We start from the raw sequence: 16223 nt of genomic DNA, 5'->3' as shown, positions 1-16223 counted from the left end.
CTTTTTTGATTGTGCGCCATTTCTAGTAATGAAGGCTATTATCTTTTCCACTCAGTATTTCTTAATTTTGGTTCCAATTTATCAAATAAATCTTTTATCTCCTGAGGTGTTTCCTCTTTAAGAGTAACTAATTCATAAAAATCATCTTTAGGAAATTCAACATGGTCTACCCAAGGTAACACCTTATCAAAATATTCAATATATTCCTTAGGACCTTTAGCCATTATATCCATAATTTAACAACTCCTTTATAAGAGACACTAATTTTTTATCGTCTATATTCTCATTAACTTCTATTTCAGCAACCAACTCATTTATTGAACCAGTGTATTTCCAACTAATAACTGTATTCTCACTAATTCGATGCAAATAAGAAATGTCATTTAATTGTTGATCTTTTATGTACTTAATTATTGGTTCATCAACAATCATCTTAACTTCTGCAAGGTCATTATACTTGCCATGACTTTTGTTGTACATATTTTTGATAATATCCCAATATCTTTTATGTGTTAATTCATGCACTAGCACGCCTTTAAAATCATTAGCAACAAAATACCCATCACTAAGAATTTTTTCGACTTTCTTAAATGAACTTAATTTATCATCAATAAAAATTATATCAGAATTCTTTTCATATGCTGACATTCCATTTTCACCCAAAAGATTACGTTCGACAATCACAAATTTTGGCATATCATACTGTTTAAGTTGTGGAAGCATAATTTCTAACATTTTTAAAATATTCCTAGACTCTTGACTATTTTTTTGAACCCAAATCTCATATTCACAATTTATAATCCTGTGTACCCTCACTTGTTTGTTATCAAATTTAAATATTCTTGATTTGGACATCATTTCTAATTTCACGTAATCACATTTTTCCAATCAATTTACTTCAATATGAAATTACGCAAAAAAAGTGATTAACCACAAGGATTAATCACCATTATTAATATTCCACTACCACACTAGGATTATCGACATTCAACTTTTGCATCTTACTATCGATTTCAAAATACTTATCTGTTAATGACTTCAATTTTTTAACTGCTTCATCAGCACGTTTTGACTGAACAGCATTAATAGATTCAATTACCATGACCGCATTGGTAGTATCTTCCGTCAACATTGTTCTTTGCGCTTCACGCCAATTAAGGCACCGACAGATGGCACCGGTATTATCGTAATAAATTATTTCTCCTTCAAGGGCTGGTGAATCCTCGTCAGCACCAAGTGGTTTGAATGATTCTCCACCACGAGCCATTCCTAGATGAAGATCTCCATCCATTTTCTCTAAGTCTTCACCACCACATGGCGATGCAAACTCCAATGAAACGCTATTATAAATATCAACCAATGGATTGATTGGAGAAAACTCTTTGCCTTGATCGACACGTTTCAGTAAAGCTTCAATGGATGACCGTGCTCCCTTTTTCGTCTTAAACTTATGCAAAGCTTCACGCCACTCATTGACGACATCATTCAATCTAAAAGTATCATTAGTCAAAAATTTATGTGCTTCAGTTGATGCATCCTTTAATAATCCTTCAAAATAAGTATCATCTTTTTCATCAACATGATTATCAATCTTATTCAAAGTTAAAATATTGATTTGTCCATCTGGAAATAAATCCCAAAATTCTTTATCTACAATAATATTCTTTTGCATAATTGCCCCCGTTAAATTCTTTTTGCAAATATAAAGTCAGTTTGAGCTTGTGTTCCTAATTGGAAATTATGTGCTCCAACTTTATCAAAACCCATACTTTTATAAAACTTTTGTGCGCCGTAATTATATTCCCAGACACCTAAACAAATACTACTCCTACTCATTTGTTTTGCGACATCCAATGTTTTTTCGTAAAGTTTCTTGCCAAAACCTTGTCGTTGAAACTTATTCAACACATAGATACGCTGTAATTCCATTGAATTATCTTGATCATAATCCAAAGTATTACCATTCAAATTTAATTTTAGATAAGCGGCAATCTCATTATCTTTATATAAGAAATAGAATCTTGAATCCGGATTATTCAATTCCATCGACAAAATATCATCATTGTATGCTTCATCTAAGTATTCCTTCATATCCTCTTGAGTATTTGTATCATCGAACGTCTCTTTAAATGTCTGACGACTAATATTCTGTAATTCTTTTAAATCCTCGATAGTACAAGCTTTTATCTCTATCATTAATAACTCCTCTTATGTCCACTTTTAACATAGTCCCAATCATCCTCAACATTGTTCTGAACACGCATTAATAAATCGTAAATTTGTGCTTGTTCTTCTTCATTGAAGCCTTTTAATGCCACTGAATTTGAATATTCATTTTCCTTTTTAATAAATGGATAAATTTCTTTTCCTTTTTTAGTTGGATATATTTTCTTGATTTTTTTATTGACAGCATCTTCTCGACGTTCCAGTATGCCATTTCTTTCTAACTTTTGTACTGCCCTGGCTGCAGTCGTTTTATCAACTTTAATTAAATTGGCAAGTCTTTCCAAAATAATGCCAGGATTTTCGCATACCCTGACTAAATACAAATATTGTCCTCTAGTCAGATCAACTTCTTTAAATTCAATATTACTAATAGAATCTAATGACCTAGCAATAATACCTATTGGTCTCAAAATATCTTCCAAACTTTCACCTTCCAATTTTTAATTATCTAATGGAATTCATTTTATCATTTTTAGTTGCAATTACAACTAAAAATGATAAAAAAGCTGTGATGAATTTCATCACAGCTCCAATTACAATTTAACGGAAAACATCTTATATCTCCGATATGACAAATAACTAAACAAAATAATCAATCCAACCAACCATACAAGAGATTGTAAAAAGTTTGAGGAAGTAATTGAAAAATTATTGTTCAATAAATCTCTCGTTATGCCTACAAGTGCTGTCATTGGCTGATTTTCAGCAAACCACCTTACTGGTCTGACCATCCCATCCATGGGTATAAACGCAGAACTTACAAACAGTAACATCAGAATTATATACGAGAAGCCCCCAGCCGACTCTATACTGCTTGCTTTCAAAGAAAATGGGATTGCTATTAATGTGATCGTGAATGCAAACAACAGTGAGACTAATACAAATAATGCAAAATTTCCCACAGATAAATCTGGACGATAGCCCATTACAAATCCAGCAACTAGTACTACTGATTCACTTATAATCATAAAAATCACTGATGCTAATACATGTGACCCGAGTATTACCCAACGTTTAATAGGTAGGGAATGTAGACGTTTTAAGAACCCTTTTGTCTTATCCAAATTGATACGGACAGCAGTGTAAGCCGACCCCATAGCCATGGCCACCAACAAGAAGCCTGGTAAAGCATATTTCAAATATTCACCAGTGGACGCATTAACACCACTTATTGCAATGTTGCCGCCCAAAACATATACGAAAAACATCAGCATGAACAACGGCATTAGAATCACTGTAATAACCGTATCAACATTAGTTAAGTTTTGCTTCAAAATTCTTTTAGTTAAAACCATTAATTGTTTGATCGATTGCATCTTAATTACCCTCACTATCAAGTTTTGTAATATCTAAAAATACTTCTTCCAGGCTATTATCCTGCGGCACTACGCTGTTAATAGATACATTCTCATTGATCAATATCTTTATGCACATATCAGTATTTCTTTCATCAATAATAAAATTAGTCCCTTTATTGTTTTTAGAAACCACCATTCCTTCAGGAAGATCGATCAAATTCATGTTCGACGAATCAACATTGATCTGAACAAACTGTCTGGCATTTTGCTTGATCTCATCCGGAGTTCCGTATAATACGATCTTTCCATCATTCAAGAATCCAATATGATCTGATAATTTGTCTGCTTCATCAAGATATTGTGTGGTTAAAAAAACTGTTTTTCCAGAATCTCTTATTTCTCTAATAATATTCCATAGTTCAACCCTATTTTTAGGATCAACACCAGTTGTGGGCTCATCTAAGAAAATAATTTCTGGATCCCCCAATAATGACATTGCAATATCCAAACGACGTTTCATACCACCTGAATATTTACCTACTTTCTTGTTCAAGAAACTTGTCAAATCCAATCTTTCAGAAATTTGTTTGATTTCAGCCTTAGCATTTTTTAGTGATCTAAGTTCGGCAATTATTAGCAAGTTCTGATATCCTGTGAACTCTTCATCTAAAGTCACGGTCTGAGAATTCAAACTGATATTCTCCCGTATTAGACCAGCATCACTCACTACCGGATGACCCAGAATTTGCACATCCCCATCATCAGCCAAACTGATTGTTGTCAGAATATTGATAAGCGTTGACTTACCAGAACCATTTTCTCCAAGTAAAGTAAAAATCTCTCCACGTTTCACTGTAAGATTCATGTCCTTCAATACTGAATGATCTCCAAAACTTTTTTTCACGTGTTTAACAGTAATCGCATCCATCTTATTATCCTCTATTAATTTTACTTATTTATTTCTAATACATAATAATACACACTATTATGCTGTGTCAATTACTATGTGTGAAATAATAATGTGTAAAAAAAAAGCAATTCAAGCTTTTAAATAACTTGAATTGCTTTATATTTCCTGTTTACTTAAGCTTTTTGCAGTTTGCCGACGGCTTCTTCAATTGTCTTACCGTTAGCAAAAACATTTGTATTGTTTTTTTCGTAAACGGTAAACAATTGAGTATCTGTATTTAAAGTTACTTGATATTTCATCTTGCTTACCTCCTCAATAGTTAATAGTACCTAATATTAACCGTTTTCATAAATTTGTCAAATATTTTGGCACATTTTTGTAAAACGTTTTCAACAAATGCTCGCTATTACCCAGTTCTTATTTATTCTTAGATATTCTTTACAGAAAGAATCAATCTAGTAAATTATTTTTCCTGAAAAATAATCTAGAGGTTATCCGACTTATATCTAGTATCTACGTTATGACCATGCATCAAATCACGCATAATGTCCTTCCCAGGATGTACCAAATTATGTGTATCACGATATTCAATCGTCAATTGCGTATGTGCTTTTAAGTCACCCAACACTTGCATATATAATTCAGTATCATGTGGAATTTGCAATAGATCATAACTATGAACTAGTTTTTCATTATCCTTATTTGCTTGCAAAAAGAAACCATAACAATCGAATAAATGATTATCTACAATCAACAAATGATATCTCCATCTATACTTTCTCAAAAAATGCTTATCAAAATTTTCAATCAATTCTCTAGACTCTTTTAACAAAAAATACCACTACCTTATGCTTGATGTCCTCCAACCAATGTTGAACGGCTTATTGCTGTACCAGCTTTAGTCTTACTGTAGCCGCGAACAATTGACTTATAACCGTATTTATTTCTAATTTGGTCAATCGTATGTTCAAGCCGTAAATTGGCCTCATGATGCTTCTCATCGTCAAACAAAGACATCTGAAAGTTGTTCATCTTACTAATTCGATTAACTCTAACACTCAAATTACGTAATGGCTCTCCTTGCCAGCGTTTTTCAAACAAATATTTGACTGCCCTAATAAAGTCATCTGTAGCATTAGTTGGATCAATCTTTGTTTGAGCACTCCACCCTCGTTGACCCTTTTCGTTGGGTTCAGAAAATCCTACTTGAATACCAATAACTTCACCTAAAACCTCATGTTTTCTAAGTCTCGTAGCAACCTGATCAGATATTTCAAATAAAACTGTTTCTATATCTTCTTTAACTGCATAGTCACGCATCAAAACCTGTCCATTGCCATAACCTTTGTTTTCGGCTCTGGGAACGTATCTTTTTGCCAAATCAGAATAATCTATTCCCCAACTATGGAAGTACAAAGCATCTCCCAAAACTCCAAATTTTTCTTGGAGCTTTTTCCTATCAGCATGTGCCAAATCATAAATTGAATGAATACCAATTCGTTCCAATTTTTCAGCTGTTTTGGTTCCAATCGACCAAAAATCAGTTAAATTATCAATCTTCCAAACTGTATTAGGCACATCATCATATCCCCAATAAGCACGCCATGGAGCCTTTTCTTTAGCTGCATTATCTAAGGCTAGTTTTGCCATAAGTGGATTGGGTCCCATTCCAATAGTCGTTACTATTCCAGTTTCCTTAAAAATCTTCTCTTGAATCTTAAATGCAATTTCATCATTTGTTCCAAAAAGTGCATGGCTTTTGGTAAAATCTGCCAACAACTCATCGATTGAGTAAGTATAGGTATGTTGTTCATCAGTAAATTGCTGAATGATTTTGCTGATTCGATAATTTAGTTTTATGTAATCGCCCATATGCGGAGCAACCAATTCAATATCCATATCTGGTTTGATTTCATATTTTCGTGTTCCCAATTTAACACCATAGTCTCTCTTCGTATCAGGAGAAGCAGCTAAAATCAGACCACCCTGAGACTCTGAACGTGAAAGAACCGCTATCTTTGCAGCCAATGGATACTCTCCTCGACGAATTGCTTCAGTACTTGCAAAAAAGCTCTTACAATCTATACACATAATATCTCGTACTGGTAATCGACTCTTGTCATCCAACGGGGTCATCATATTCACCACTTTCTATTACACATAATTTAGGAAAAGGCCTAAATTATACTCTTTGACAATTCATCAAATAATTTCTCAATTTTGTACGATTTAACATCTAAAAATCATTATACAAACATGTGTTCGCGTTTTCAAGATATAGTTAAAAAGTTCTAATTAGACTGATTGATTTGTATTGAAGGCAATGCTACTAAAAAAATCCTCCAATTAAGATGAAATAATATAATTCATCTTAATTGGAGAATTCACAATGACGAGAAAAGTTAGGAAAATCCTCTAAAATATCTGTTGTTAATAATCAAAGTTATAATTATTCATTTCTTATTTGAAATACTTCTGATAATCCTCAATATAGGTTTGAATATTTCTTGGACTGTGACCAAGTATATTCTTTGCATTGTCGTTAACTTTCATGGCAGTAAGAGTACCAACTTGTTCAATTACATAAATTGTCAATAAAGTATTAACAAAATCCTTATTGATGCCACGTTGCAACATTGCTTTACGGAATTTCAACAAGCTAGGCCTGCTGTACTTATAATCAACACCAAGAATCTTACTCATAATTTGAGCTATTTCTTGATATGTCAAAGATTCTGGGCCAGTGATGTCTATTTTTTGATTAATGTATTCGTTGTTTAACAATGTAATTCCCGCAATTTCACCAACATCTCGTGTATCAACAAAACTAGTCCGAGAACTTCCTCCGGGAATAAACAAATCATGATCATTATAAATATCTTTCTGGTTTGTTGTATTTAGATTTTGCATGAAATAATTTGGTCTGATAAAAGTATAAGGAACATTCAAATTAAGAATCATTTTCTCAATCGTATGGTGTGGCATAAACGGGAGCGCCTCAACACCTAATAGGGAAATAAATACTAATTGCTGAATCTGTTCTTGCTTAATGTAAGTTAAAAATGGTAGCATATCTTGTTTTGGCTTCTCTAACTGTGGCGGCCTTACAAAAAATACTTTATTAACACCAGTCATAGCATTTTCAAAAGATTCAGGATCTAAGAAATCAAAATACCTAATTTCTACATTGTCCAATCCTGCCAATTTAATGGCTGCTTTATCAACATTATGTGTTCCAGCAACTACCTCTACATTTTTCTGATTTAAGTATTCAATTAAAGGAAAACCAATATTGCCCGTTCCCCCAATTACCAAAATTTTATCTTCCATAATGAGCTCCAATCAATACCATAGAATAACGATATCTTACTCTAAAAAAAAATATCTGACAACGATTAATAATCTTACTGACAATCAACTAGAATCATCAAGTAGCGTACTCATGCATTCCACCACTTATCATGTTCTTCTAACTCTGCGTAACGAATATCTTCTATAAAAATCGATTTGACGCTTCCATCTTCCAAATATAAATAAACTTGGTTGTTCTCAAATCCAGCTACTATTCCATGAATCTCTGGTACATAGTTATTGTCCTCTAAAATGTCCAATTGAATAATGACAAACTTGGAATAATCAAAAGATGATTGCAAACAATTACTGATAGATGAATTATCCATTTCATCATCTATGTGCCTTGGTTGTTCAGAATTACGAGCATTATCCAAAAATGCACTATGGTCAGACAACAACCATCCCATCCACTTCTTCATACAACGATCATCGTACAACCACTTTTCACGAGGAACGATCCTCTCCATATGAATCACCGTCCTTTATTTTTTATTATACGAACATACGTTCTAATTTTCAAGTGCCATTATTTCACCCGTAAGCGTTTAACTTTGCTATACTTGCATTAAAAGGGGGTAGTTAATTATGAAGTTGGATATTAATTTGATCAACGGTGAATCTATCACTGTTACAGACGATACTTACATTAAGGCTTGGAAGTCATCCTCATCACGCTTTAGTGACGATGGTGATGGATATTACTTGGAGAGCATTTTTGAAGGTAATTTTGAGGATGGAAAAGTTACTGATGAGGATGAAGTAGTCAAAATCGAGGGATTGATTGGTGCTGCTGAATGGTTCTCAATTGGTAAAGATAGTAATAAAACATATAAATCTACTGCAGTTCTTGGTATTAGCAGAGACTAAAAAAGATGGATATCTCAATTTAAGAGGTATCCATCTTTTTTGATTTCTTATTTTACTTTTTGTTCAGCCCATTTAGCTGAATACTGATTACCAGCGGTAATGTCATATTGAATTATCTTGTAATCATGTAGAACTTCTTTTTGCTTAGTTGTTAAATCGTTAGCCTTAATCTTCTTACTGTCCTTAGTAATGAACACTTGCGAACCATTAAAAGCGTTAGAACCGTTATCAGACGTATTTGTTGTTGCGGCTGGTAACGTTGAGGAAACCTTGGTCATCATAGCATAGTAAGGGCTGACCTTGATTCCAGCCTGCTTCATGGCAAGAGCTGAGAATTCATAAGGTGAAATAACTTGTACTCCACTCTGCTTAGTACGATCACGAATGTATTTATTGTTGTAAATAAAGTAATCAGTCTGATGCAACTGAATACCATACTCATCCATTGAATCATTGTCATATAGTGAAGCCAAATGATCTCCGTACCAAACTAAAGTAATTGGTTTATTTATCTTATCCAATTTAGCAAGAAACTCTTTGGTAGATTTATCTGTATAATTCAATCCTTGTGAATAATACTCAACACGTTCCTTATACACATCAGGAGCAGCATCTCCACCTACTGTATAGTCGTGTTTCTTATAATAGTTGTTGAATGGCATATGATTTTGCATCGTAGATAATTGAATGAATTGTGTCTTATTAGTCGACTTAGAAATCACATCCAAAGTATTCTTATAAGCCGATTCATCATCAATATATGGACTATCGTCAATCTTGTGAGTGTACTTCAGCTTATCCTTACTTCCAACATAATAGAATTGTTGGAATCCAAACTTTTTGAAGACATTCTTACGATTATACAACGAGGCTACATATGGGTGAACAGCAACTTTTTCATCAAACAAATTAGTAATATTCGGTGCAAGATTCTGTTTAGTTACCAATTGTGTATATGGTGTCGGAAGTGTTGGTGACAGACTACTCAAGTCTAGTCCCGTCAATGACTCCCATTCGATATTAGCAGTACCGCCACCATAACCAGTCGACATCATCAATCCAGAAGTTGTATTCTTCTTGATATTTCTAATGTTGGTCATTGGATCTGGTGTAATTGTCTGATTAGGTACACGAGCAGGATCACTGAAACTTTCACTTAAATTAAAAATGAAAGTTTGATCTTTTGCCCAAGGTGCACGTGTCTGATTAATAGAATCAGCTTCGTTATCATATTTCTTCATAACACGCGCCACTTCAGCCTTTGAATAGCCTTCAGGCTTAGTCATGACCTTTGTATCAACATTATTGATGAATTGCACGACTGGGCCATTAACCTGTGCACCCAATTCTTGATTGTAGAAGAAGCGATTAATTCTAGACATATTGAAGACAGTGAATGGTACTGAATTCTCGTGGTTTACAAAGAACGCACTCGATAAGAACACTAACGATAGAACTGTCCAAGCTAGACGTCCCTTCCATGTCATCTTCAAAGTACTCTGACTTTTAAACCGACGTTGTAGATATACAGCACCCAAAATAAAAATCAGAATCAAGGCGAACCCACCAATAATAACTACTGGACTTACCATACCAAGAATATCTTTGATACCACCTAGTAACTGCAAATCTGATGGTAATACTGGCTCATGACGCAATGGCATCTTCAAATAATTGGCTATTCCCAGAGCCAATTCAATTATTAAAGGAATAACAAATGAATACCAAAAACGCTTGGTAATCGAATATATCAAGATCAAAAGGGACATGGCAAATAACATGTTAATGATAATCGCTGCCTGACGATTAAATGGAATATATATAATCGCCGGTTGCCAAGTTGATACACCGACTTTTATCTTTGCTGGAGAAACGGAGAACATTTGAATCAAAGTAACTATATAGAAGAATAGTGCTGAATAAAACATCTTCTTATGCGAAACGATCCATCTTCCGATAGCGCTGAATTTAGAAGCAAATTCATTAAAACTATCAAAAGACATAACTGAAGCTATTCTCTTAAACAATTTAAACTTGGATAATATCAGCAACACTATTGTCATTAATATGGCCGCACCAATCGTAATTACGGAGGCCTTTATTAACACCACTAGCCATTGCTTAGTAGATGTAATTGCAAAATCCGATAAATACTTCTCTATCAAAGTAATATTAGGTTCCCAATTGATAACTACCTGGGTACTGATCAATAGAGCTCCAATAACATTTGCAGATACGGATACCCTCTTAGATATAGCCATACCAAAAACAAACAGACTCAGCGTTAAGTACATTGCAAACACAGAATTAGGAACGTCAAAACGTGTCATGGTCTCGAAGTTTTCCCTAATCATGTAAGAAATCTGCCCCATTAAATATGTCATGCCAAAGTAAATACCAGCACTAATTATCAAATGTACAAATTTCAAATGAATTCGAGTTAACAAATCAAATCTATTGATTGCATAGCCAAGCAACACTAGATATAACAACCAAACAGGATTATTCCCCGAATTCAAAAACCATACATCTTGACTAAAAATAGTTGGTACAACAACAAATAGAAAAGTCGTTATTGCTAGAACTCTTCTGATCATAGCATCGCTTAACGATTCTAAAAATGAATAAACAGTTGGGATCAAAAGCATAACTAAAACAAGCGCCGAACCATAAGCAAAGATATTCGTGCTCATTGGGAACAAAATTGCCCAAAAGTTCCTCCACGTTAATTCTGTTGAACGAATAAGCAGGAATGCATCAAACGCTAGGATAGAAATAACATAGTAAAGTAAGTATCTTCCAATACTGCTTGTGAATTTGCCTTTTCTAAATCTAGACGAATAAAAACCAAAATACAACGGCAGTAAATTAAGACCAATAACTGAGACTGACATCAATAATTGATAAGCCAAATATCTCAATTCGTTACTACTGTAATCTGGTAACGTACTGGACGTCATAACCCTTTGCAGTACCATCAAAAGAGCTGCAATAAATACAATAATAAAGCTAAACTTTTTAGATTCTCTTCCCTTGATCAAAACTAAACCTTCTCAACAAAATATAATTTTAAAAAAATGAAAATTCACATGAAATTATATCATATAAAAAATTTTAAATATTCATGATATAAAAAAAAGAGACGCAATTTTAACATTGCATCTCCAAAAACGATTGTGATTTAACACATTCATTCTTATGCTCTCTGGGGGAAAGCAGTAATCAGAATTTTGATTACGCCAAATTTTAACATCTGCTTTCTAATCAAGTCCAGAAACTAGCATTTCAATTGGCGATTTGTACAATTTTAATACAATTGCATATAAGCATCACGTTCCCATTGTGAAACGGTTTGTTGATATCGTGCCCACTCTTCGTTCTTTTCAGCGAAGAAACTATTTGTTAAGCCTTCACCAAGTGATGATTGAACGAATTCATCTTTACGTAGGGCCTTTAGTGAGTTGTGCAATGTTGATGGAAGATCAACGATTCCTTCTTCACGACGCTTCTCTTCTGACATTTCATAAATATTTTCTTTTACTTCTGGCATCAAGTCATAGTTATTCTCAATTCCATCAAGACCAGCATCTAGGATACATGCGATACATAGGTATGGATTAGTTGTTGGATCAACACTTCTCATTTCAACACGTTTTGACTTGCCTCTTGCTGCAGGTACACGGATAAGTGGTGATCTGTTCTTACTTGACCAAGCAATATATGTTGGTGCTTCAAATCCTGGTACTAATCGTTTATATGAGTTAACTGTTGGATTATTAACTGCTGTCAATGCACGAGCGTGTTTCAAAATACCACTCATGAATTGCTTGGCAACATCTGATAACATATCGTTTTCATCATCAAAGATATTTGTATCACCATCAAATAGTGACATATTAATGTGCATTCCTGAACCATTGATACCTTGTAGAGGTTTTGGCATGAATGTTGCGTACATACCATTTTCCTTAGCAATAGTTTTAACTACTAATTTGAAAGTTTGGATACTGTCCGCTGCTGAAAGTGCGTCTTCATACTTAAAGTCAATTTCTTGTTGACCAGGTGCTACTTCGTGGTGACTAGCTTCAACTTCAAAGCCCATTTTTTCAAGTTTAAGGACGATATCCTTACGCACATTCTCACCTAAGTCAACTGGTGAAAAGTCGAAGTAACTACCATCATCATTAAGTTGAAGAGTTGGTTCACCTTTTTCATCTGTCTTGAATAAGAAGAATTCAGGCTCTGGTCCGATATTAAAGTTTGTATATCCCATGCCTTGCATCTTTTTAACGATACGTTTCAAGTTAACACGTGGATCACCAGCAAATGGCTTGCCGTCTGTTGTGTAAATATCACAGATCAAACGAGCAACTTTTCCATGTTCTGATCCCCATGGGAAGATTAACCATGTTGATAGGTCGGGGTGCAACAACATGTCACTTTCTTCAATACGTGTAAATCCATCAATTGATGAACCATCGAATGTAGTCTTGTTAGCAAGTACCTTATCGATTTGAGATACTGGTACTTCAACATTCTTGATAATTCCGTTGATATCTGTAAACATCAAACAAATAAATTCGACATTTTCATCAACAGCCATCTTTTTAATATCTTCAGCAGAATACTTATGCACAATAACCACTCCTATTTTTGTATGTACCACTTTTTGGCGAGTCTTTAACCAGCGCCATTCTCATGGTGTTTTTTAATAATAGAACGATAATACCAATTTCAATTAATACTGTCAAATTAATTATTAGAAATTCTATAAATTAATTTAATTTACTTGTAAATTGTACTAGAAAACACCATGAAAAAGAAAGGGATATGTCAGTTTTTTTAATTGACAATTAGTACGTTACAAGTTAAATTATATATGCGAACAAAAACAGACATAAAAATAATTATTGTTCGTATTTTGGAGTGAATAAATATATGCAAGTTTTTGACTATGAAGATATCCAATTAATTCCGAATAAATGTATTGTAGACAGCCGTTCTGAATGTGACACATCTGTCAAATTTGGACCCCGTACTTTCAAAATTCCAGTAGTTCCTGCAAACATGCAGACTATCATTGATGAAAGTTTGGCTGAAAAATTATCCGCAAACGATTATTTCTATATAATGCACCGTTTCCAACCTGAGAAACGTATTGAATTCATTAAAGATATGAACGACAAAGGCTTATTTACTTCTATTAGTGTTGGTATCAAAGATGACGAATTCGACTTCATCAACGAACTCAAACATGAAGGACTCAAGCCAGACTACGTTACAATCGATGTTGCTCATGGCCACAGTGATCGTGTTATTCAAATGATCAAGTGCGTTAAGACCTACCTACCAGAAACATTCTTAATTGCTGGAAACGTTGGTACTCCTGAGGCTGTTCGTGAACTAGAAAACGCCGGAGCCGATGCCACAAAAGTTGGTATCGGACCTGGTAAGGCATGTATAACTAAACTCAAAACAGGATTCGGTACAGGTGGTTGGCAATTAGCTGCCATTAGACTCTGTGCGAAGGCCGCAAGTAAACCCATCATAGCTGACGGAGGGATTAGAAATGACGGTGATATCGCCAAATCTATTCGCTTTGGAGCAAGTATGGTTATGATTGGTTCCCTATTTGCCGGACATACTGAATCTCCTGGTAAAATCGTTGAAAAAGACGGACAAGAATTCAAAGAATACTTCGGTTCAGCATCTCAATTTCAAAAAGGTGTCTACAAGAACGTCGAAGGTAAGAAAATGCTAGTTCCTTATAAAGGACCTATCGTTGGTACTTTACGAGAAATGCAAGAAGATCTCCAATCAGCTATCTCATATGCCGGTGGAAAGAATCTCGATTCACTTAGAAAAGTTGATTATGTAATCGTTAAAAACTCCATTTACAACGGTGATTAAAACATTTTAAAAGAATATAAATAAAGAGGCTGTCTCCTACTTGATTATTTCAAGCAGGAAATAGCCTCTTTTTGATTAACTTATAAATTAAACACACACCTTTAAAGATTTAATATGCTAAAAGCAGAATATCTATTCAGCTGGAGGTTAAAAAACAATTTATCAGCCGTGAATGTGGCGAAAGCCACAGGACGAGCTTTGAGATTTGCAAAGCAAAGCTCAAAGTCGAGATTCGAGACCTTGGCTCGAATCGGTCCCAACGGCAGGTAAATTGTTTTTTAACCGGAAGCGGCAAAAGAAAACAAAAGCAACAAAAAAGCTGATGACTGGGTTATCATCAGCTTCTTCAATGAATGGGATAGTTCATGTTCAATTTGGTATTCAGTTGTCAAAGACAATTGCGTCACCTACCAAATTTAACATTACTTTAACACATTGAAGTGAGTTTAAAAAGCATTCAACTCCAAATAATTGAAATTTGTTTCAACATGTTAAATTGTTAAGTTAATTACGGTTTAAATACATTATGGGAGAACCTTCGTCACTTCCTTTCTTTACTATTATCCTTTCTATTCTCTTTACTAGAGTGACCAACATCAGTTGGTATTGCCAAGATTCCGACAACCACAACCAAACCAGTTACTCCAATCAAAAACTGTGTCATTTTCCACCTATGCTGTTTAATTCCTGATCTGTCTGGCTTCTAAGTGATGGATACCCTTGTTGCGCTCTTGGAATCCTTCAGTTTCACTAACAATGAATCTTGGTCGATTATTAACCTGATCCAATACACGGCCAAGGTAACTTCCTAGGATACCTACAGATAACAACAGTAATCCAAGTGTAAACAACAGGATAGTTACTCCAACTGAAGATGCTGTGTAATTACCACTAGCTACCAAATATCCAAGATAGAATACTCCACTTACTATCGGCACAATCGAGAAAATATTAGCAAATTGCAATGGCTTCATCGAAAATGATGTAATTCCATCAAGTGCCAATTTGATCATTTTGGATAGTGGATACTTAGTTTCACCAGCAACACGTTCTTGACGATGATACTTAACACTCGTTTGTTTGAAACCGATCCATGTTACTTGTCCACGAACAAACGGATCTTGTTCATGTAATTTCTGTAATTGCTTAACAGCCTTGCGATTCATTAATCTGAAATCTCCAGTATCTAGTGGCATATCAATCGTAGCTAATTTCTTAAAGGTACGATAGAACATTGCAGCAGTGAATTTTTTGAAGGCAGTTTCGCCATCACGTTGCATTCGTTTGCCATAAACAATATCGTAACCTTCATGCCATTTTTCAATCATCTGAGGAATTACCTCTGGTGGATCTTGAAGATCTGCATCCATGACTACAACCGCATCCCCACTGGTATATTGCAAACCGGCGGTAATAGCTAATTGATGTCCAAAGTTACGTGAGAACTCGATTAACTTGATACTAGGGTTACGTTCAATAGCTTTGTGAATGATCTGTACCGACTTATCTTTCGAACCATCGTCAACAAATATCAATTCATAATCTTCCTTTTGTTGCTCTGTAAAATTTAATAGTGTATCAATAGTTGCCTGAATACCCGGCTCTTCATTGAATACCGGCAGGACAATTGAAATCAATTGAGCCATGAATACTCATTC

The 16223-nt window shown here is 34.4% G+C and carries 18 protein-coding genes; 2 read left to right on the top strand and 16 right to left on the bottom strand.

Features of this window, described 5'->3' with window-relative positions; genetic code table 11:
- Positions 1-38: 38 nt before the first annotated feature.
- The 12 genes from EKM66_RS01315 to EKM66_RS01265 all read right to left on the bottom strand — a co-directional run bounded on the left by EKM66_RS01315 (position 39) and on the right by EKM66_RS01265 (position 8255).
- Complete coding sequence (locus EKM66_RS01315; RefSeq protein ID WP_125760907.1) at positions 39-233, bottom strand: hypothetical protein; 195 nt, start codon at positions 231-233, stop codon at positions 39-41.
- Positions 217-735, bottom strand: a complete 519-nt coding sequence (locus EKM66_RS01310; RefSeq protein WP_164505005.1) for a hypothetical protein — start codon at positions 733-735, stop codon at positions 217-219. Before EKM66_RS01310 ends, EKM66_RS01315 begins: the two co-directional genes overlap by 17 nt.
- A 217-nt stretch (positions 736-952) precedes the next feature.
- On the bottom strand, positions 953-1672 hold the full coding sequence (locus EKM66_RS01305; RefSeq protein WP_125760903.1) for a B3/B4 domain-containing protein: 720 nt from the start codon (positions 1670-1672) through the stop codon (positions 953-955).
- An 11-nt stretch (positions 1673-1683) separates the two neighbouring features.
- A complete protein-coding gene (locus EKM66_RS01300) occupies positions 1684-2196 on the bottom strand; it encodes a GNAT family N-acetyltransferase (RefSeq protein WP_125760901.1) in 513 nt (170 codons plus the stop codon).
- Entirely contained in the window at positions 2196-2648 is a 453-nt protein-coding gene (locus EKM66_RS01295) for a MarR family winged helix-turn-helix transcriptional regulator (RefSeq protein ID WP_125760899.1), read from the bottom strand. The genes EKM66_RS01300 and EKM66_RS01295 overlap by 1 nt, the downstream gene beginning before the upstream one ends.
- A gap of 111 nt (positions 2649-2759) precedes the next feature.
- The gene (locus tag EKM66_RS01290) at positions 2760-3542 is read right to left on the bottom strand and encodes an ABC transporter permease (protein WP_125760897.1); all 783 of its coding nucleotides are present in this window, start codon (positions 3540-3542) and stop codon (positions 2760-2762) included.
- A 1-nt stretch (position 3543) separates the two neighbouring features.
- Entirely contained in the window at positions 3544-4452 is a 909-nt protein-coding gene (locus EKM66_RS01285) for an ABC transporter ATP-binding protein (protein ID WP_125760895.1), read from the bottom strand.
- A 155-nt stretch (positions 4453-4607) separates the two neighbouring features.
- Positions 4608-4733 (bottom strand): hypothetical protein, encoded by a 126-nt coding sequence (locus EKM66_RS12820; RefSeq protein WP_263854119.1) that lies wholly within the window; start codon positions 4731-4733, stop codon positions 4608-4610.
- Positions 4734-4918: 185 nt separating this feature from the next.
- Entirely contained in the window at positions 4919-5191 is a 273-nt protein-coding gene (locus tag EKM66_RS01280) for a hypothetical protein (RefSeq protein ID WP_225426541.1), read from the bottom strand.
- An 89-nt stretch (positions 5192-5280) separates the two neighbouring features.
- Positions 5281-6573 (bottom strand): Y-family DNA polymerase, encoded by a 1293-nt coding sequence (locus tag EKM66_RS01275; protein WP_125760891.1) that lies wholly within the window; start codon positions 6571-6573, stop codon positions 5281-5283.
- Between the two features lie 321 nt (positions 6574-6894).
- On the bottom strand, positions 6895-7764 hold the full coding sequence (locus tag EKM66_RS01270) for an NmrA family NAD(P)-binding protein (RefSeq protein WP_125760889.1): 870 nt from the start codon (positions 7762-7764) through the stop codon (positions 6895-6897).
- A gap of 110 nt (positions 7765-7874) precedes the next feature.
- A complete protein-coding gene (locus tag EKM66_RS01265) occupies positions 7875-8255 on the bottom strand; it encodes a DNA-directed RNA polymerase subunit beta (RefSeq protein WP_125760887.1) in 381 nt (126 codons plus the stop codon).
- A gap of 118 nt (positions 8256-8373) precedes the next feature.
- Between EKM66_RS01265 and EKM66_RS01260 the strand changes: the two genes are divergently transcribed.
- A complete protein-coding gene (locus tag EKM66_RS01260; protein ID WP_125760885.1) occupies positions 8374-8655 on the top strand; it encodes a hypothetical protein in 282 nt (93 codons plus the stop codon).
- A gap of 47 nt (positions 8656-8702) precedes the next feature.
- Here EKM66_RS01260 and EKM66_RS01255 read toward each other — a convergent pair whose 3' ends face one another.
- On the bottom strand, positions 8703-11696 hold the full coding sequence (locus EKM66_RS01255) for an LTA synthase family protein (RefSeq protein WP_125760883.1): 2994 nt from the start codon (positions 11694-11696) through the stop codon (positions 8703-8705).
- Between the two features lie 266 nt (positions 11697-11962).
- Positions 11963-13291 carry a type I glutamate--ammonia ligase gene (glnA, locus tag EKM66_RS01250; protein ID WP_125760881.1) on the bottom strand — a complete coding sequence of 443 codons (1329 nt, stop codon included), beginning with the start codon at positions 13289-13291 and terminating at the stop codon, positions 11963-11965.
- A gap of 302 nt (positions 13292-13593) precedes the next feature.
- Here glnA and EKM66_RS01245 point away from each other — a divergent pair, with 302 nt between their 5' ends.
- The gene (locus tag EKM66_RS01245; protein WP_125760879.1) at positions 13594-14565 is read left to right on the top strand and encodes a GMP reductase; all 972 of its coding nucleotides are present in this window, start codon (positions 13594-13596) and stop codon (positions 14563-14565) included.
- A 541-nt stretch (positions 14566-15106) separates the two neighbouring features.
- Here EKM66_RS01245 and EKM66_RS12815 read toward each other — a convergent pair.
- Positions 15107-15229, bottom strand: coding sequence for a hypothetical protein (locus tag EKM66_RS12815; RefSeq protein WP_263854118.1), 123 nt, complete (start codon positions 15227-15229; stop codon positions 15107-15109).
- A 16-nt stretch (positions 15230-15245) separates the two neighbouring features.
- Positions 15246-16211 (bottom strand): glycosyltransferase family 2 protein, encoded by a 966-nt coding sequence (locus EKM66_RS01240; protein WP_125760876.1) that lies wholly within the window; start codon positions 16209-16211, stop codon positions 15246-15248.
- Positions 16212-16223: the final 12 nt, after the last annotated feature.

Origin of the sequence: Companilactobacillus hulinensis (genome assembly GCF_003946555.1) — a bacterium.
GTDB lineage: Bacteria > Bacillota > Bacilli > Lactobacillales > Lactobacillaceae > Companilactobacillus > Companilactobacillus hulinensis.
Note: the sequence above shows the minus strand (reverse complement) of the source record. Positions and strands in the feature narration are given on the sequence as shown.